At 68.5% G+C, this 18,808-nt stretch carries 12 protein-coding genes; 6 read left to right on the top strand and 6 right to left on the bottom strand.

Translation table 11 applies throughout. The annotated features are described in order from the left end of the window. The first annotated feature begins 271 nt into the window (after nucleotides 1-271). Together H0X95_RS30060 and H0X95_RS30055 are read left to right on the top strand one after the other, a co-directional pair. The gene (locus H0X95_RS30060; protein ID WP_006498859.1) at nucleotides 272-1,306 is read left to right on the top strand and encodes a rod shape-determining protein; all 1,035 of its coding nucleotides are present in this window, start codon (nucleotides 272-274) and stop codon (nucleotides 1,304-1,306) included. Nucleotides 1,307-1,498: 192 nt separating this feature from the next. Next, nucleotides 1,499-2,158 (top strand): YdcF family protein, encoded by a 660-nt coding sequence (locus H0X95_RS30055; protein ID WP_048989341.1) that lies wholly within the window; start codon nucleotides 1,499-1,501, stop codon nucleotides 2,156-2,158. 484 nt (nucleotides 2,159-2,642) lie between these two features. On the opposite strand, the gene H0X95_RS30050 is transcribed toward H0X95_RS30055, so the two are convergent. Continuing rightward, complete coding sequence (locus H0X95_RS30050; protein WP_077209982.1) at nucleotides 2,643-2,840, bottom strand: hypothetical protein; 198 nt, start codon at nucleotides 2,838-2,840, stop codon at nucleotides 2,643-2,645. Between H0X95_RS30050 and H0X95_RS30045 the strand changes: the two genes are divergently transcribed. From H0X95_RS30045 to H0X95_RS30035, 3 genes are all read left to right on the top strand, one after another. Beyond that, nucleotides 2,782-9,879 carry an autotransporter-associated beta strand repeat-containing protein gene (locus tag H0X95_RS30045; RefSeq protein ID WP_196446318.1) on the top strand — a complete coding sequence of 2,366 codons (7,098 nt, stop codon included), beginning with the start codon at nucleotides 2,782-2,784 and terminating at the stop codon, nucleotides 9,877-9,879. The two genes, H0X95_RS30050 and H0X95_RS30045, sit on opposite strands and share 59 nt — an antisense overlap. Nucleotides 9,880-9,984: 105 nt before the next feature. Continuing rightward, a complete protein-coding gene (locus H0X95_RS30040) occupies nucleotides 9,985-12,207 on the top strand; it encodes an amylo-alpha-1,6-glucosidase (RefSeq protein ID WP_006482131.1) in 2,223 nt (740 codons plus the stop codon). A 96-nt stretch (nucleotides 12,208-12,303) separates the two neighbouring features. Continuing rightward, entirely contained in the window at nucleotides 12,304-12,555 is a 252-nt protein-coding gene (locus H0X95_RS30035; protein ID WP_006482135.1) for a hypothetical protein, read from the top strand. A 478-nt stretch (nucleotides 12,556-13,033) separates the two neighbouring features. Here the strand turns inward: H0X95_RS30035 and penR are convergent, their stop codons facing one another. Then, on the bottom strand, nucleotides 13,034-13,924 hold the full coding sequence (penR, locus tag H0X95_RS30030; protein WP_196446317.1) for a beta-lactamase transcriptional regulator PenR: 891 nt from the start codon (nucleotides 13,922-13,924) through the stop codon (nucleotides 13,034-13,036). A gap of 136 nt (nucleotides 13,925-14,060) precedes the next feature. Between penR and H0X95_RS30025 the strand changes: the two genes are divergently transcribed. Then, on the top strand, nucleotides 14,061-14,999 hold the full coding sequence (locus H0X95_RS30025) for a class A beta-lactamase PEN-B1 (protein ID WP_109342732.1): 939 nt from the start codon (nucleotides 14,061-14,063) through the stop codon (nucleotides 14,997-14,999). A gap of 481 nt (nucleotides 15,000-15,480) precedes the next feature. On the opposite strand, the gene H0X95_RS30020 is transcribed toward H0X95_RS30025, so the two are convergent. The 4 genes from H0X95_RS30020 to H0X95_RS30005 form a co-directional block, all read right to left on the bottom strand. Further along, complete coding sequence (locus H0X95_RS30020; protein ID WP_006485688.1) at nucleotides 15,481-15,681, bottom strand: membrane protein; 201 nt, start codon at nucleotides 15,679-15,681, stop codon at nucleotides 15,481-15,483. 584 nt (nucleotides 15,682-16,265) lie between these two features. Further along, nucleotides 16,266-16,634 (bottom strand): antibiotic biosynthesis monooxygenase family protein, encoded by a 369-nt coding sequence (locus tag H0X95_RS30015; RefSeq protein ID WP_006485685.1) that lies wholly within the window; start codon nucleotides 16,632-16,634, stop codon nucleotides 16,266-16,268. A 35-nt stretch (nucleotides 16,635-16,669) separates the two neighbouring features. Further along, complete coding sequence (locus tag H0X95_RS30010; RefSeq protein ID WP_006485683.1) at nucleotides 16,670-17,116, bottom strand: MarR family winged helix-turn-helix transcriptional regulator; 447 nt, start codon at nucleotides 17,114-17,116, stop codon at nucleotides 16,670-16,672. A 322-nt stretch (nucleotides 17,117-17,438) separates the two neighbouring features. Beyond that, nucleotides 17,439-18,806, bottom strand: coding sequence for an ATP-binding protein (locus H0X95_RS30005; RefSeq protein ID WP_006485692.1), 1,368 nt, complete (start codon nucleotides 18,804-18,806; stop codon nucleotides 17,439-17,441). Nucleotides 18,807-18,808: the final 2 nt, after the last annotated feature.

The following is an 18,808-nucleotide window of genomic DNA, read 5'->3' as shown; positions in this document are numbered from 1 at the left end:
GTGAAAATACCTGGCGTGATCGTGCGTCTGACGCCTGCCGGGAGCAGGCAAGACCGAGAGATTACCGTGTTTTACAGGCCCAACGCGAGAGGCTGTTGCGTAGCCGGACGGGCGCGGAATGCCCGTTTCGGCAATTTCGTCGCGAAAAAATCATGGGAATTGCCTAAAGTATCGGAATGATTTGCCGCTAAGCTCGTGATGGGGCGGCATGGACGCGCGGCAAAAAAGTGCGGCGCGGCCGTCCCGGCCCGTTCCCTCACCAAGGTTTGATATGTCGACACCGCTGTTCGGAAAGTTGTTTGCGCAACCCGTTGCGATCGACCCGGGAACGGCGAGTACGCGGATCTATACGCACGAACGCGGCGTGGTGCTGAACCAGCCGTCGGTCGTCTGCTTCCGCAAGGGCGGCGCGAGCGACGCGCGGCCGACGCTCGAGGCCGTCGGCGAGCTCGCGAAGGCGCTGGTCGGCCGCGAACCGGGGCACCTCGAAGCCGTGCGGCCCATGCGGCACGGCGTGATCGCGGACGCGCACGCGGCCGAGCAGATGATCCGCAGCTTCATCGACATGTCGCGCACCCGCTCGCGCTTCGGTCGCCGCGTCGAGGTCACGTTGTGCGTGCCGTCCGACGCGACGGCCGTCGAGCGCCGCGCGATCCGCGAGGCCGCGTTCGCGGCCGGCGTATCGGAGGTCGAACTGATCGAGGAATCGCTCGCGGCCGGGCTCGGCGCGGGTTTGCCGGTGACCGAGCCGGTCGGCTCGATGGTCATCGACATCGGCGGCGGGACGACCGAAGTCGCGGTCATCGCGCTCGGCGGCATCGTCTACCGCGAGGCGATCCGCGTCGGCGGCAGCCAGTTCGACGCGGCGATCGTCAACCATGTCCGCAACCTGTACGGCGTGCTGCTCGGCGAGCAGACGGCGGAGCACGTGAAGAAGACGATCGGCTCGGCCACCAGCGCGGTGCCGCGCACGTCCACGCGCGCCGTCGGTCGCAGCATCGGCGACGGCCTGCCGCGCTCGGTCGAGCTGTCCAACCACGACGTCGCGGACGCGCTGGCCGCGCCGCTCAAGCAGGTCATCGGCGCGGTGAAGTCGGTGCTGGAAAACGCGCCGGCCGAACTCGTGACCGACATCGCGCATCGCGGCGTGGTGCTCACCGGCGGCGGCGCGCTGCTCGCCGATCTCGAACGCCTGCTGTACGACGAGACCGGGCTGGTCGCACGGATCGCCGATGAGCCGGCCACCTGCGCGGTACGTGGCGCGGGCGAGGCGATGGGGCGGCTCGCGATGTGCCCGGCCGACTGACCCGGGGCGGTGCCGGGTTCGCGTCGCGACGCGGCGCATCCTTCACATACTTTCGATCTCCCGATGGCCGGCCTGCGTGGCCGGCATCGGTTCGTCGCATGGACAGGCGCGAGCGCGCCGTGCTAGCGTGACGCGCCCATTCGGGGTGGGCCGGCCGATGCGCGCGGCGATACCTGAGAGAGACCGACTACCTTGAAATATCGAACCAAACGGGGCTTCGCGGCCCGGGCCGGCCGCGTGCTGGCCGTCGTTGCGTGCGTCTGGGCCGCGGCCGCTGGCGCGATCGTCGTCCATGGCATGCGGATGCCGAGCGATCCGGCGGACGTCGCCGTGATCTTCGGCAACGCGCTCGACGAAACCGGCGCGCCGAAGCCCGTGCTCGCGGCCCGGCTCGATGTCGGCGTGCGGTGTTACCGCGCGGGGCAGTGTCCGGCGTTTCTGGTCAGCGGCGCGATCGACGGCCCCGGGCTGAACGAGGCGACGGCGATGCGCGACTACCTCGTCGCGCGCGGCGTGCCGGCGGACCGGATCGCCGTCGACGACCAGGGCGACAACACGCTCGCGACCGCGCAGCACACGCTGGCCTACCTGCGCACGCACCGCCTGTCGCGCGTGCTGATCGTCAGCCAGTATTACCACCTCGCGCGGGCGCGCCTCGCGTTCGAGCGCGTCGGCATTGCGCGGTCGACTATCTCCGCCGCCTATCCGCGCCGCTTTCAGTGGCGCGATGTCTATTCGAGCTGGCGCGAGGTGCCGGCCTATGCGGTGTATGCGGTGCGGCTGTGGGTGAATCCCGATGCGCGGCCGGTTTCGTTTCGGCCGATGCTTTATCTGATGAGCCTGTTTTCGTGACGCGGCAGCCGCGGCGGCACATGCTTCCGGCCGCGTTGCAACGGTGTTTCAAGACGAAAATCGAAGCAATTCCGGGGATTGCTTGAAAATCCGGATTCCTCTGATGATTATTGACGGCGCGGATTATCCATTTCCTGATCCGGCAGGGTAAAAATATTGCACTGCAAGATTCGCGTATAACGCATCACGACGATATATCAGCGTTTTCACGGATGCGGCGCGTCCGATATCTTTGCGAAAAACTTGAAACAAGCCGGTGAAAGACCTGCCGGTCGTTATTTGATGAGCGCCTTCCGGCGAGTAAAAAATACATGTGCGTCGGCCCTTGATCCGATGGGAAAACATCGACTGGAAAACGGGTTGAGTTTGATATAGCCTTGTCTGATAAAAGCAGGGCAGTAATCAAATCAACAGAAAGTCGCTGCAAAAAACAGGGGCCGCCATCATGTCATTCGACTAGTTTCGACTTGCATTCCCGGTCTGGCTAAAAATTCATCCATGAATAAACCGACATCGCGCCGCGATTGCCGGAGCGGACGCTTTCATCCGTGATTTTCTGCTGTGCGTCACCCTGTGTGGTCGCAATACCAATACCAAGGCCGAAATCAATAACGAGGGAAAGCATGAATACTGCGCGTTCGAAAAAGGCGAGTGAACCGTTCCCGAGACTGTTGTTGCCCACGGGTGTTTTCCTGGCACTGTCCGGCGCGGGTATCGTGCCCGCTCATGCAACTTGCAACCAGGCGGGCACGACGGTGAGCTGTTCCGGCGTCGCGAACCCGCTGGCGCCGAGTTTCTCGAGCAACCTCAACAACATCAACGCGACGGTCAACCCCGGTGCGAGCGTCGGCGTGCTGCTCGGCGTCGGCGGCACGGCGATGTCGCTGACGGGCAACAACACCACGCTGACCAACAACGGCACGATCGACCCGTCGGCGCTCGGCTCGGGGCTCGGCGTGCTGTCGAGCGGCGCGGTGATCGGCAACGCGGCGGCGAGCTCGGTCAACGTCACCAACAACGGCGTGATGAACGGCTCGACCGGCGTGGCGATCAGCGGCGTGACGGGCATGGCGCTGTCGGTCCAGAACGGCCAGGGCGGCACGTCGACCATTACGAACACCGGTTCGATCGGCTCTTCCGCGCTGGTCGGTGCGACGCTGATCGGCGCCGATGCGCCGGTGGTCGCCGCCTACGGCGGCGGCACGGTCAACATGACGAACAGCGGGACGATCAGCGGCCGCGTGTCGTTCGGCTCGAACAGCGCGCCCGGGGGCGGCAATACGTTCACCAACTCGGGCGTGATCAACGGCAGCGTGTCGATGGGCGCGAACAGCACGAACACGTTCAATGCGATCACGGGCTCGCAGGTCAACACGGCGGGCGGCACCGGGGGCGCGTTCAACATCACGGTCGGGGCGAACACGCTCAACGTCGCGCAGACGGGCATCGTCGACGGCGGCGCGGGCGGCAACAACACGCTCAACCTGCAGCAGGGCGCTTCCGCGAACGGCACGATCGCGGCCAACAACTACATCAACTTCAATCACCTGAACGTCCAGGGCGGCAACTGGACGATCAACGGCGCGTCCACCGCGCAGGACGCGACGCTGAGCGGCGGCGTGGCGATCATCAACGACAACGCGTCGTTCGGCACCGGCAACATCACCGGGAACGGCGGTGCGTTGCAGGCGGGCACGGCGGCGCTCAACGTCTCTAACAACGTGTCGCTCGGCGTGGGGGGCCTGACGGTGCAGGGCACGACCGGGCTGACGCTGTCCGGTACGGTGTCGGGTGGCGGTGCGCTGACGAAGAACGACGGCGGCACGCTGACGCTGTCCGGCGCGAACAGCTACACGGGCGGCACCAACCTGAACGCCGGCGGCCTGGTGATCGGCAACAATTCGGCGCTCGGCATCGGCACGCTGAACGTGAACGCGTCGGCGTCGCTCGACACGAGCACGAACGTGACGCTCGGCAACACGGTCAATCTCGCCTCCGGCTCGACGCTGTCGATCGGCGGCAGCAACAGTCTCGGGCTGACCGGCGCGATCAACGGAAGCGGCGGCCTCGTGAAGAACGGCGCGGCGACCACGACGCTGAGCGGCGTCAATACGTATACGGGCGGCACGACCATCAACAGCGGCACGCTCGCGCTGAATGGGGCCGGCAGTCTGTCGGCGACCGGCACGGTCAACCTGACCGGTGCTGGTGCAACGTTCGACGTGAGCGCTGCGTCGGGCGCGCAGACGATCGGCTCGCTGGCCGGCGCGGCCGGCACGAACGTGAACCTCGGCGTCAATTCGCTGACGCTCGGCGGCACCGGCAATGCGACCTATGCCGGCACGATCGGCGGGTCGGGCAGCGTGACGCTGTCGGGTACCGGCGTGCAATCGCTGACGGGTACGAACGTATACACGGGCGGCACCAACCTGAACGGCGGCAACCTCGTCGTCGGCAGCAATACGGCGCTCGGCAGCGGCGCGGTGAACGTGAACGGCTCGTCGACGCTCGACGCGACGACCAACGTGACCCTGGCAAACGGCGTCAATCTCGCGACGGGCACCACGCTGACGCTCGGCGGCGGCACCGATCTCGGCCTCGGCGGCATGATTGCCGGTGGCGGCGGTCTCGTGAAGAACGGCGCGGCCGCGCTGACGCTGAACGGCGCGAACAATTACACCGGTGGCACGACGCTGAACGCAGGCAGCCTCGTGCTCGGCAACGGCTCCGCGCTGGGCACCGGTGCGCTGACCGTCGGCGGCGCGGCGACGCTCGATACGAATGCGAGCCTGTCGGTCGGCAATGCGATCGGTCTCGGCACGGGCGCAACGCTGACGCTCGGCGGCAGCAACGCACTCGGATTGAGTGGCGCGATTTCCGGTACGGGCGCGCTGGTGAAGAACGGCGCGTCGACCACGACGCTGACGGGGGCGAACACCTACACCGGCGGCACGACGATCAATGCCGGCACGCTCGCGCTCGGCGCGGGCGGCAGCCTGTCGTCCACGGGTACGGTGAATCTGGTCAATGCGGGAGCCGCGCTCGACATCAGCGCGGGCAGCGCGCAGTCGATCGGCGCGCTGTCGGGCGGCGTCGGCACGAGCGTGAGCCTCGGCGCCAACGCGCTGACGCTGGGCGGGACTGCGAGCGGCACGTTCAGCGGCACGATCGACGGCACCGGCAGCCTGACGCTGGCGGGTACCGGCACGCAGACGTTGAACGGCGCAAATACCTATACCGGCGGCACGAATCTCAATAGCGGCAGTCTGGTACTCGGCAACAACGGGGCGCTCGGCTCCGGCGCGCTGAACGTCGGCGGGGCGGCGACGCTCGATACGAATGCGAGCCTGTCGGTCGGCAATGCGGTCAATCTCGGCACGGGCGCCGCGCTCACGCTCGGCGGCAGCAACAACCTCACGCTGGGCGGCGCGATTTCCGGCGCGGGCAGCCTCGTGAAGAACGGCGTGGCCACCACCACGCTGACCGGCGCGAATACCTACACGGGCGGCACGACGATCAACGCGGGGACGCTGGCGCTCGGCGCGGGCGGCAGTCTTGCATCGACCGGTGCGATGAATCTCGCGGGCGTCGGTGCGACGCTGGATCTGGGCGGTGCGACGGGCGGCCAAACGCTCGGCGCGCTGTCGGGTGTCGCGGGAACAAACATCAACCTCGGGAACAATGCACTGACGCTGGGCGGGACCGCCAGCGGCACGTTCAGCGGTGCGATCGGCGGTACGGGCAGCCTGACGCTCGCAGGCACCGGCACGCAGACGCTGAACGGCGCGAGCACCTATTCGGGCGGCACGAACCTCAATAGCGGTGGCGTGGTGCTCGGCAACAATACGGCGCTGGGCACCGGCACGGTGAACGTGGGCGGCGCGGCGACGCTCGATACGAACGCGAGCCTGACGGTGGCCAATGCGGTCAATCTCGGCACGGGTGCGGCGCTCACCTTGGGCGGCAGCAATGCGCTCGACCTGAGCGGTGCGATTTCCGGTGCGGGCAGCCTCGTGAAGAACGGCGCGGCGACGACCACGCTGACGGGCGCGAACACGTACACGGGCGGCACCACGATCAACGCCGGCACGCTGGCGGTGGGCGCGGGCGGAAGCCTCGCGTCGACCGGCGCGATGAATCTCGCGAGTGCCGGCGCGACGCTCGATCTGAGCGCCGCGACGGGCGCACAAACGCTCGGCGCATTGTCGGGCGTCGCGGGCACGAACCTCAACCTCGGTGGCAACGCACTGACGCTGGGCGGGACCGCCAGCGGCACGTTCAGCGGTGCGATCGGCGGCACGGGCAGCCTGACGCTCGCGGGCACCGGCACGCAGACGCTGTCCGGCGCTAACACCTATACGGGCGGCACGACGATCGGCGGGGGCAGCACGCTGGCGCTCGGCGCGGGCGGCAGCCTTGCGTCGACCGGCACGGTGAACCTGGCCGGGGCCGGGGCGACGTTCGACCTGAGCGGCGCATCGGGCGCGCAGACGATCGGCGCACTGACCGGTGCGGCCGGCACGAACGTGAACCTCGGCGGCAACGGGCTGACGCTGAGCGGCAACGGCAGCAACACGTTCGGCGGCGCGATCGGCGGCGCCGGCGGCCTGACGCTCGCCGGCAGCGGTACGCAGACGCTGACGGGCGCGAACACGTATACCGGCGGCACGACGATCAGCGGCGGCGGCACGCTGGCGCTGGGTGCGGGCGGCAGCCTCGCGTCGACCGGCGCGGTGACCCTCGCCGGCACGGGTGCGACGCTCGATCTGAGTGGCGCGACGGGCGCGCAGACGATCGGCACGCTGGCGGGTGCGGGCGGCACGAGCGTGAATCTGGGCGCGAATGCGCTGACGCTGAATGCCACCACCAACGGTACGTTCGGCGGTGCGATCGGCGGGACGGGCGGTGTGACGGTCGCCGGCACGGGCACGCAAACGCTGACGGGCGCGAACACGTATACCGGCGGCACGACGATCAACGGCGGCAGCACGCTCGCGCTCGGTGCGGGCGGCAGCCTCGCGTCGGGGGGCGCCGTGACTCTCGCGGGCGCGGGCGCGACGTTCGACGTGAGCGGCGCGACGGCCGCCCAGACGCTCGGCACGCTGACCGGCGCGGCCGGCACGAACGTGAATCTCGGCGCGAATGCGCTGACGTTGAGCGGCAGCGGCAACGGTACGTTCGGCGGTGCGATCGGCGGGACGGGCGGCGTGACGTTCGCCGGCACGGGCACGCAAACGCTGACGGGCGCGAACACATATACCGGCGGCACGACGATCAACGGCGGCAGCACGCTTGCGCTGGGAGCCGGTGGCAGTCTCGCGTCCGGTAGCACCCTGAATCTCGCGGGCACGGGTGCGACGTTCGACGTGAGCGCTGCGAGCGGCGCGCAAACGATCGGTGCGCTGTCAGGGGTGGGCGGCACGAACGTGAATCTCGGCGCGAATACGCTGACATTGAACGGCAGCGGCAACAACACGTTCGGTGGCACGATCGGCGGGACGGGGGGCGTGACGCTGGCGGGCACCGGCACGCAGACGCTGACGGGGGCGAACACGTACACGGGCGGCACGACGATCCATGGCGGCAGCACGCTTGCACTCGGCGCGGGAGGTAGCCTCGCGTCGACGGGCGCGGTGAATCTTGCGGGCACCGGTGCGACGTTCGATGTGAGCGCCGCGACCGGTACGCAAACGATCGGTGCGCTGTCCGGCGCGGCCGGCACGAACGTGAATCTCGGCGCGAATGCGCTGGCGCTGAACGGCACCGGCAGCAGTACGTTCGGCGGCACCATCGATGGCTCGGGCAGCGTGACGGTGGCGAGCGGCACGCAGGTGCTGACCGGCGGCAACACGTACACGGGCGGCACCACGATCGCCGCCGGCGGCACGCTGCAACTCGGCAACGGCGGCACGTCGGGCAGCGTGGCCGGCAACGTCGTCGACAACGGTGCGCTGATCGTCAATCAATCCGGCAATGTGACGATCGCGAGCGTGCTGTCCGGCACCGGCTCCCTCACCCAGGTCGGCAGCGGACAACTGACCCTGACCGGCGCGAGCACGCTGAGCGGGCCGACCACGGTCAGTGCGGGCACCCTCGCCGTCAACGGTTCGCTCGGCCAGTCGACCGTCACCGTGCAGAGCGGCGCGACGCTGACGGGCACCGGCACGGTCGGCGGCCTCGTCGTGCAGAACGGCGCGACGGCGGCTGCCACGCAACCGGGCGCGGCGCTGAACGTGGGCGGCAACGTCACGTTCCAGCCGGGTTCGACGTTCCAGGTCGCCGCCACGCCGCAGCAAAGCGGCAGCCTCGCGGCGAGCGGCACGGCGACGCTGAACGGCGGCACCGTGCAGGTGCTGGCGAACCAGAGCGGCTACCAGCCGAGCACGACGTACACGATCCTCAGCGCGTCGTCGGGCGTGCAGGGCGCGTTCACCCAGGTGAGCGCGAACTACGCGTTCCTGACGCCGACCCTCAGCTACGACCCGGGCCACGTGTACCTGCGACTGGTTCAGAACGGCACGTCGCTGCCCGACGTCGCGACGACGCCGAACCAGCGCTCGGTCGCGACCGCGCTGGGCGGGCTCGGCGCCGGCAATCCGCTGTACGACGCGGTGCTGACGACCGACGCGCCCACCGCGCGCCGCGCGTACGGGCTGCTCGACGGCGAACTGCAGGCGAGCCTGAAGAGCATGCTGCTGCTCGACAGCCGCTATGTACGCGACGCGGTGACCGATCGTGTCCGCCAGGGTCTCGCGCCCGGATCGGGCCCGCTCGCGGCCCTGTCGTCGGGCGGCGCCGCGCTGTGCGGCGACAACACGGCCGGCGTGGCCGACCCGACGCTGCCGCCGGAACGCCGGATCGGCTCGCGCGACGGGTGCTACGGTGGGACGCCGTATCAGCAGGTCGTCTGGGGGCAGGCGTTCGGCGGCCGCAGCCGGCTCGCCGGCGACGGCAACGCGTCGACGATCAACCGCAGCATGACGGGCTTCATCGCCGGCGCCGACATGGCGCTCAACGACAAGTGGCGCGCGGGTCTGGCGGCCGGTGTCACGCACAGCTCGCTCGACAACGACCAGAGTTCCTCGGCGGCGGTGAACAGCTACTACCTGTCGCTGTACGGCGGCGCGCAGTACGGCGCGCTCGGCGTGCGCGGCGGCGCGTCGTACACGTGGTACCGCATCAACAGCGACCGCTATCCGGGCTTCGCGGGCTTCTCCGATCACGACTCGGCCGGCTACAACGCGAATTCGGCGCAGGTGTTCGGCGAAGTCGGCTACGCGCTGCCGGTCGGGCCGGTCGCGATCGAGCCGTTCGCGGGCCTCGCGTACGTGAACCTGCATACCGACGGCTATACGGAAACCGGCGGCGCGGCCGCGCTGCGCGCCGGCGGCGAGACGACCCACGTCGGCTTCTCGACGCTCGGCCTGCGTGCGGCGTCGCAGCTCGGCTCGATCGCGAGCGGCACGTTCACCGCGCGCGGGACGGTCGGCTGGCGGCATGCGTTCGGCAACGTGCGGCCGTCGTCGGCGTTCACGTTCGCGAATGGCGGCACGTCGTTCCAGGTGTCGGGTGTGCCGATTGCTCGCGACAGCGCGGTACTCGAAGCCGGCATCGACGCGAACGTCACGAAGCGCCTGACGCTCGGCCTCACGTACAGCGGCCAGTATGGCAGCGGCGTGCGCGACAACGCGATCCTCGGCAACATCCTGTGGAAATTCTGACCGGCAACTGACGTACCCGTCCGCGGCGCACGTGCCCGGTTCTGGCCTATCCTGTGCGAAACACGCGACGCGCGCCGCGCGTTGCGCCTCGACACAGGAGCATCGATGCCGAATCACGCCGAAGCCACGACGACGCAGGCGCCGCAAGTCGCGCCAGTTGCCCCGACCATCGCGTCGGGTCCCGCCTTCATCGCGCCCGAAGCCGATCAGCAGGTTCTCGCGCGCAACAACCAGTACGTGCTGAAATCCGGTGACGCGTTCGTGGTCAGCGACGCGCTCGGTGACATCGGCGGGCATGACGACGGCCTGTTCGTCGACGACATGCGCGTGCTGTCGAAATGGCGCCTGACGTTCGGCGGCCGCGCGCCGTCGCTGCTGTCGGGCGCGACGAGCGCCGACAACGCGTCGTTCACCGCGCACCTGACGAACCGCCCGCTGCCGCCGCTCGGCGGCCACGAGACGCCCGAGGGCGTGATTCATATCGAGCGCATGCGCGTGCTCGCGGGCGACGTGCTGTACGAAGCGCTGACGCTGACGAACTACGGCGCGAGCGAAGCCGAGGTGCCGCTGTCGCTGTCGTTCGCGGCCGATTTCAAGGACATGTTCGAAGTGCGCGGCACGCAGCGGCCGAAGCGCGGCACGGTGGGCGCGCCGCGCGTCGACGCGGGCGCGGTGCGGCTGCGCTACGACGGCCTCGACGGCGTGGAGCGCAACGTGACCGTGCATTTCTCGCCGGCGCCCGACGCGCTGTCGGTCGATCGTGCGGACTACACGCTGACGATCGCCGCGCAGGCGTGCGTGTCGATCTACCTGACCGTCGATGCGACGCTCGGGCCCGAGCAGGGCGAAGGGCCCGGATGCGGCCGCGTCGCGCTGCGTACCGCGCTGGTCGGCGTGCATCGCGAGATGCGGGCACGGCGCGAGTCGATGGCGCGCGTGAACACCGGCAATCCGCTGTTCGACGCATGGCTCGATCGTTCGCTCGCGGATCTCGGGCTGCTCACGACGCAGCTCGACACGGGGCCGTACCCGTATGCGGGCATTCCGTGGTTCTCGACGCCGTTCGGCCGCGACGCGATCATCACGTCGCTGCAGATGCTGTGGCTGCAGCCGTCGCTCGCGCGCGGCGTGCTGCGTTTTCTTGCCGAGCATCAGGCGCGCGAGACCTCCGCGTTCCGCGACGCGGAGCCCGGCAAGATCATGCACGAGTTCCGCCGCAGCGAGATGGCCGCGACGGGCGAGGTGCCGTTCGCGCTGTACTACGGCGGCGTCGATACGACTCCGCTGTTCATCGTGCTCGCGGGCGCCTATCTCGAACGCACCGGCGACGATGCGCTGATCGACGAGCTGTGGCCCGCGCTCGAGCGCGCCGCGCAATGGGTGATCGACAAGTGCGACCGCAATCCGTACGGACTGCTCGATTACCAGCGCACGTCGGAGCGCGGCCTCGCGAACCAGGGCTGGAAGGACAGCCACGATTCGGTGTTCCACGCGGACGGCCGTTTCCCGGACGGGCCGATCGCGCTCGTCGAAGTGCAGGCCTATGCGTGCGCGGCGCTCGACGCGATGTCGGCATGCTCGCACCGGCGCGGCCATGCGGCCGACGCGACGCGCTACGCGTTGCGCGCGAAGACGCTGCGCGATCAGGTCGATGCGCTGTTCTGGATGCCGGAAGGCGATTTCTACGGGATCGCGCTCGACGGTCATGGCGAGCTGTGCCGCGTGTTCGCGTCGAACGCCGGCCACCTGCTGGCATTCGGGCTGCCCGACGCCGAGCGCGGCGCGGCGGTCGCCGGCGTGCTCGGCTCGGCGCTGTTCCAGACGGGCTGGGGCATCCGCACGCTCGCGGCCGGCCAGCCGCGTTTCAACCCGATGGCGTATCACAACGGCTCGGTGTGGCCGCACGACAATGCGCTGATCGCGCGCGGTCTCGCGCGCTACGGCGACAAGACGGCCGCGGTGAATCTGCTGCGCGCGCTGTTCGAGGCGGCGGTGAGCTTCGAGATGCGCTTGCCGGAGCTGTTCTGCGGGTTCCCGCGCCGGCGCGGCGAACCGCCGACCGCGTATCCGGTGGCCTGCCTGCCGCAGGCGTGGGCGGCCGGCGCGCCGTTCATGATGCTGCAGGCGTGCCTCGGCGTGAGCATCGACGCGTCGCGCCACGAGGTGCGCGTCGAGCGCCCGGCCTTGCCGGAAGGCGTCGACTGGCTGCGGATCGACGCGCTGCGCGTCGGCGACGAAACCGTATCGCTGACGTTCCGCCGTGTCGACGGTCAGGTCGTCGCGGCGGCGGAGCAGCCGGGCCGCGTGAAGGTGGTCGCGGTACTGTAGCGGGGCGCTGCGCGAACGTTGCGCGATGTCGCGCCACGTTCGCGCGCAGCGGCATAGAATCGTGACATGACCCTTGAACGATGGCGGAGGTAGACGATGACGACCGACAACCGGCCCGACGACGGCGAGCACAAGCTCGAGAATCTGGAAGCGGCGGTCGACCACCTGCACAAGTCGATCGAATCGCAGAGCATCGCGGTCGGCGCGGCGAAAGGCATCCTGTTCAGCCTGATCGAAACGCTCGGCGCACTGATCGGCGATCCCGACCTGCCCGAGCATGCGCGTTCGGGCTACGAAGCGTTGCGCGACAAGGCGAGCGAATTGCGCGGCGGGCTCGACCGCCATTGATGCACGGGCGGCGCGGGCGCTGCCCGATTTGGCAGACGCGGCACAAAACCCCGTGCGCTCAACCAGTTAGGTGCCCGATACGCAGGATATCCACAAGTTTGCCAACACAATCTGTGGAGAACCGCCCGGCCGCCGGCCGGGTGCGTCGCGGGTGCGTGGCGAGCGGTTCGACAACCGTTCCGGTGCCACACCATTGACCGGTCAAGGTCCGTGGATCGAATCCCCTTGTGTATCAAGATGTTACGCGTCCGATCTGATGGATATCCACAGGCTTGCCAACAAAATCTGTGGACAACTCGCAATCGATTGCGTCGCAGGGGTTGAGGATCCGGCCGGAATGCGACCGGGGCACGAAGCCCGTGCGCAAAGGCTGCCCGCGCCGTGCACCGGCACGCTAATGCGTGCGCGATCAAGGGCTTAGGCGCCAGGTACCCAGGATATCCACATCCTTGCCAACACTTTCTGTGGACAAGCGGCGTTATTCGACGGGCGCGGCGCCGGCCGCCTCGGCCGCGATCCAGTCGCGAAAGAGCGTCATCGCGGGCGTCAGCGGTTTCGACTTCAGCGACGTGAGCCAGTAGCCGCCCGCGCGCACGTCGATGTCGAGCGGCCGCGCGAGCTGGCCGAGCTGCAGTTCGCGCGCGAACATGCACGCGGGCGCGAGCGCGACGCCCGCACCCTGCATCGCGGCCTCGACCATCAGCCGGGACGAATCGAACACGGGTCCGTTGACGGCCCACGGTTCGAGCCGTGCGGCGTCGAACCAGCCGAGCCATTCGTCGGTGCGGTACGAGCGCAGCAGCGTTTCGTTCGCGAGATCGGCCGGCCGCGCGAGGCGCCGCGCGATCTCCGGCGTGCACAGTGCGGTGAGTGGCGCATCGAGCAGCCGCTCGTTGCGCGTCGCCGGCCAGTTGCCTTCGCCGAAACGGATCGCGAAGTCGAGGCCCTCGGCGGCGAGGTCGACGACATTGTTGTTGGTCCGCAGCCGCAGCTCGACGAACGGGTGCGTGTCACCGAACTGCTTCAGCCGCGGCATTAGCCAACCTAGGGCAAAGGTGCCGACGACGCCGAGCGTCAGCACTTCGTGGAAACGCCCGCCGTCGAACTGCTTGAGCACCGTTTCGATGCGGCTGAACGCGTCGCTCAGCACCGGCAGCAGCGCACGCCCTTCGTCGGTGAGCCCGAGGCCGCGCGGCAACCGCGTAAACAGCGTACAGCCGAGCCGCTCCTCGAGCGAGCGCACCTGCTGGCTGACGGCGGCCTGCGTCACGCTCAGCTCGAGGCCGGCGCGCGTGAAGTTCAGGTGGCGCGCCGACGATTCGAACGCGCGCAACGCATTGAGCGGAAGATGAGGGCGGAGCTTCGTCATAAGAATTTCTTTTGTCAGCGCTCAATTATCGTTGCTTGTCAGGCAACCGTAAAGTCTCGATAGTGCTGTCTCGGCGGCCGGCCGTTTTCCCTCTCCCGACACCGTTGCGCCGCCATTCCACCACGAGACAACCGACATGACCTACTCATCGAAACGTCGAACCCTGTTGCTGGCCGCCGCGACGGCGCCGCTCGTTCTCACCGCCACCGCGTGCGCGTCGCGGCAGGCCGCTGCGCCGGACCCGGCCACGGCGGCGGCAGCGGCTGCCGCGGACGCCATGGCGCCCGCCGCGGCAGCAGCGACGCTCGCCGATCTCGAACGCGACGCGGGCGGCCGTCTCGGCGTATGCGCGATCGACACGGCGAGCGGCCGGGTCATCGAGCATCGCGCGGGCGAGCGCTTCCCGTTCTGCAGTACGTTCAAGGCGATGCTGAGTGCGGCGGTGCTCGCGCAGAGCGTCGAGCGGCCGGGCTTGCTGCAACAGCGCGTGAAGTATACGAAGGCCGACCTCGTCAACTATTCGCCGGTGTCGGAGAAGCATGTCGGCGCGGGCATGACGGTGGCCGCGCTGTGCGAGGCGACGATCCAGTACAGCGACAATTCGGCCGCGAACCTGCTGATGAAGCTGATCGGCGGCCCGTCGGCGGTCACCGCCTACGCGCGCTCGATCGGCGACGACGCGTTCCGGCTCGATCGATGGGAGACCGAACTGAATACCGCGTTGCCGGGCGACCCGCGCGACACGACGACGCCTGCCGCGATGGCCGCCAGCATACGCGTGCTGACGCTCGGCGACGCACTGCCGGCCGCGCAGCGTGCGCAGCTCGTCGCGTGGCTGCGCGGCAACAAGGTCGGCGACAAGCGGATTCGTGCGGGCGTGCCGGCCGGATGGACCGTCGGCGACAAGACCGGTACCGGCGACTACGGGACGACGAACGACGCGGGCGTCATCTGGCCGACGTCGCGCGCGCCGATCGTGCTGGCCGTGTACTACACGCAGACGCGAGCCGATGCGCGGGCGAAGGATGACGTGATCGCGTCGGTCGCGCGCATCGTCGCGCAGACGTTCGGTTGAGCCGCGCGGCGCGGCGTGCGTGGCGAGATCCGCGGGCGCGCCGTGCCGCAGTCGTGACCCGCGCGATCAAACGTTGTGCGATCAACGACTTAGATCGCGCATGCTCAGGATATCCACATGCTTGCCAACAAAAAGTGTGGACAAGCCCGCACGCGGCGGCGCCCGGCATGCGCCCGCCGTCGTGCCGCGTTTGAAGCAGCGCGGACAAAGTCTTTCGGATCAAGCGTTTGGCCGCGGTATGCGCAGGCTATCCACACGCTTGCCAACACAATCTGTGGACAAGCGCGGCGAGCAGCGTGGCAGCCGGCGCGTCACGCGTCGAGGCAGCACATAATCGGTGATTGGCCGCTCGCGTGCCGTTTTCGAGGCGGCGCGGACAAAGTCTTTCGGATCAAGTGCTTGATCGCGGTATGCGCAGGCTATCCACATGCTTGCCAACACAATCTGTGGACAAGCCCGCGCGCTGCCGCGATGGCAACGCTCAGGGCTGCCGATCGCCGACGGCCGGCCAGCGCGCGAACGCGAACACCCACAACATGATGAAGTTCAGCACCGGGACGAACATCGTCAGGATCCACCAGCCCGAATGCCCGGTGCGCCGGACGATGCGGACGTACGGATAGACGACGATGGCGACGAGCACGAGCGAGATGAGCAATTGCCACGCGGTGAAGTGTTCCATGGTCTTCCTCGGATTGAAATGTCGTCATGCGGTGCCGGCGGAACGGCCGGCCCGTGGCGCCGACGCGCGTTGCCGGCCATGCGCGGCCGCGTGCGGCTTGCGTGATCTTGATGGGTGACGGGCGCGGGCGTCAAGGTATCGGCGCCGCGCTGCGATCGCACTGAATCGTCCGCGTGCGCGCCGGCCGCTACCGCGCGCTGCCGAAACGATGACACGTGGCACGAACCGTAGACCGATCAATGGGTTAGCGCAGGCTTGCGCAGGATATCCACAAGCTTGCCAACACAATCTGTGGGTAAGTGGCGCAGCGCCGGCCGTTACGACGCGCATCGAGCGTGCATCGGACTGCATCGGAGTACATCGGGACTACATCGCCGTGGCGTCGTGATGCGAAGTGCGGCGACGCGGTGTGCGCGATGGCCATGGCGCGCGCCGTGTCTGCATCACGCGTGCCAAAGTCCATCGGATCAAGGGTTTAGCGTCGCGGTGCGCAGGATATCCACAAGCTTGCCAACATTTTCTGTGGAGAACTCCACGTTCGCGAGGCGGCCGATGCCACGCACTGCCACGCTTCGCATGCCCGCTCACGCCGTGCAGATACCGGCCACGCCGACCTTCTGGAACAGGTGCGGGCTGGCGACGGCGGACGACGGATAGGCCGACAGCTTGGCGACGAACTCCGGATGCGTGAAGGCCGCGCGAAACGCGTCCGTCGATTCCCAGATCGCGTAGTTCAGGTAGGTCGGGCTGTCGCCGAGCGCGCGATGAAGCTGCGTCGAGATGAATCCCGGCTGCCGCTTCATGAAAGCCGCGTCGTCTTTCCAGGCGGCGAGAAAATCGGCTTCGTCGGCGGGCGCGAGCGTGAACACGTTGACGAGCACGACCGGGTCCGCGTCGATCGCAATCTGTTGCTGGATCGGAAAGGCCGGATCCATCGGCTTGAACTGGGGCATGGGTGCTCCTGGTGAGGTAGAGGGCGAGCGGGCGGCTACGCGTGGCCGTCCTGGCCGTGCGCGCCGGACATCGCCGACAGCACGCGCAGCGCCGCGTCGAGGTCGGAAGAGCTGAAGTCGCCGGCGATGTCGCGGACATGCCGCTGCCACTGCTCGACCACGGCCTGATAGGCCGCTTCGCCGCGCGGCGTCAGCGCATACAACGGCGAGCGCTTGTGCGCCGGATTGGGCAACGACAGCACCAGCCCTTCGTCGGTCAGCACGTTGATCTGTTTCAGGACGGCCTGCCGCGTGATGCCCATCGTGTCGGCGATCTGCGGGATGTTGGGCGCGTCCGGCGCCATCGAGATCGCGCCCAGCACCTGCCAGCGCGCGCTGGTCAAGCCGTGCGGCCCGGCGAAGGTGTTGCCCCATTCGATCAGCAGGCCGTTCAACCGGAATACGGATAGCGCGACGGCGGTCAACTTGTCGGATTTCGTCATGGCCAGCTCGGGTCGTAAATTGACAACTACTTTACGTAATAGACAACTAGTTGTCAAATTGATGGGCGAGTGTCGACAGACGAAGGGGCTTCGGTATTGCAGCGTGGAAGCGCACGCGAACATCCGTGAAACCTCGACCGATCTTTGGGGCGAGCGGATCGTCCACGAGAAGTGACGCGCGCGTGCGTGCTTGCCCCTGGCCGGCGCATTTGCCGCGCACGCACGGCAAACCCTTTCCGATCAATGGCTTGGTGCTGTTAATGGAGGGTTGTCCACAAGCTTGCCAACATTATCTGTGGACAAGCCTTCGGCCGCCCGCGCATCAGGCCGGCAGCGGGAAGCGCACCGTGACGGTCAGCCCGCGTCCGCCGCGGGTGGTGCCCAGCGAGACGGTCGCGCGATGCTGTTCGGCGATCCGCTTGACGATCGACAGCCCGAGCCCGCTGCCCGACGACGTGGCGGCCTGCGCGCCTTCGCCGCGATAGAAGCGTTCCCACACGTCGGCGCGCTCGGCTTCCGGAATGCCGGGGCCGTCGTCCGCGACTTCGAGCACGGGCGTCGTGCCGTCGACGCGCGCCGACACGTCGACGCGCGCGCCTTCGCCTGCATAGCGGATCGCGTTGTCGACGAGATTGTTCAGCAGCACGCGCAGCGTGTCGGCATTGCCCGCGGCCATCACCGGCACGTCGACGATCGCGCCGAGATCGATCCGGTGCGCGTCGGCGACGCGTGCGCGATCGGACACCACCGAGCGGCACAGCGCGGCGAGATCGACCGGCGCCGATGCGGAGACGACCGCCTGCGCATCGGGTTCGAGGCGCGCGAGCGTCAGCAACTGTTCGGCGAGGTGGCCGAGGCGGGTCGTGCCCGCATGGATCTGCGCGAGGATGTGCTCGCGTTCCTCGGCCGTCGCCGCGCGCCGCAGCAGTTGCGACTGGATCGACAGCCCCATGATCGGCGTGCGCAGCTCGTGCGCGGCATCGGCGATGAAGTGCCGCTGCAGCGTGAACGAGCGGTCGAGGCGCGCGAGCAGGTCGTTGATCGCTTCGGCGAGCGGGCGGACCTCGTTCGGCATCGACGCGACGTCGACCGGTTCGAGGTTGTTCGCATTCCTGCGTTTCAGGCCGGACGCGATCGCCCGCAGCGGCCGCAGCCCCGCGCCGATGCCGAACCACAGGCCGAGCGCGAGCAGCGGCAGCATCGAGAACACGGGCCACAGCAGGTGGACGGCGATGCCCGCGATCGCTTCCCAGCGCGCATGCCGCGCCTGTGCGAGCCGGATCGTCGTGCCGCCGCGCTCGGTCACATAGGTGCGCCACGGCTGGCCGCCGACGTCGACGCTCGCGATGCCCTGCTGCGCGGGCGGCGGCAGCTTCGAGTCGCGATCGGTCGAATACACGAGCGTGCCGTTGCGCCACACCTGCAGCAGCACCGCGTCGGGGTCGCTCGCTTCGAAGCCGTGCTTGCCTTTGGCATGGTTGCTGAACGACAGCTCGCCGTTCGGGCCGACCACGATCTGTTTCGACATGCTGCGCATCTGGTCGTCGAGCAGGTCGTCGAGCTCGCGCAGCGCGCCCCAGTAGGTGCCGGCGCTCGCGACCAGGCCGATCACGCACGCGGCCGGCAGCAGCCACGTCAGCAGGCGCCGCCGCAGCGACGCGTTGCGCCAGCGCTCGACCGCGCGTTCCATGC

The organism is Burkholderia sp. 9779_493 (genome assembly GCF_015712215.1).
Classification (GTDB): Bacteria; Pseudomonadota; Gammaproteobacteria; order Burkholderiales; family Burkholderiaceae; genus Burkholderia; species Burkholderia cenocepacia.
The sequence above is the reverse complement of the archived record's forward strand: the minus strand, read 5'-3'. Positions and strand labels throughout refer to the sequence as shown.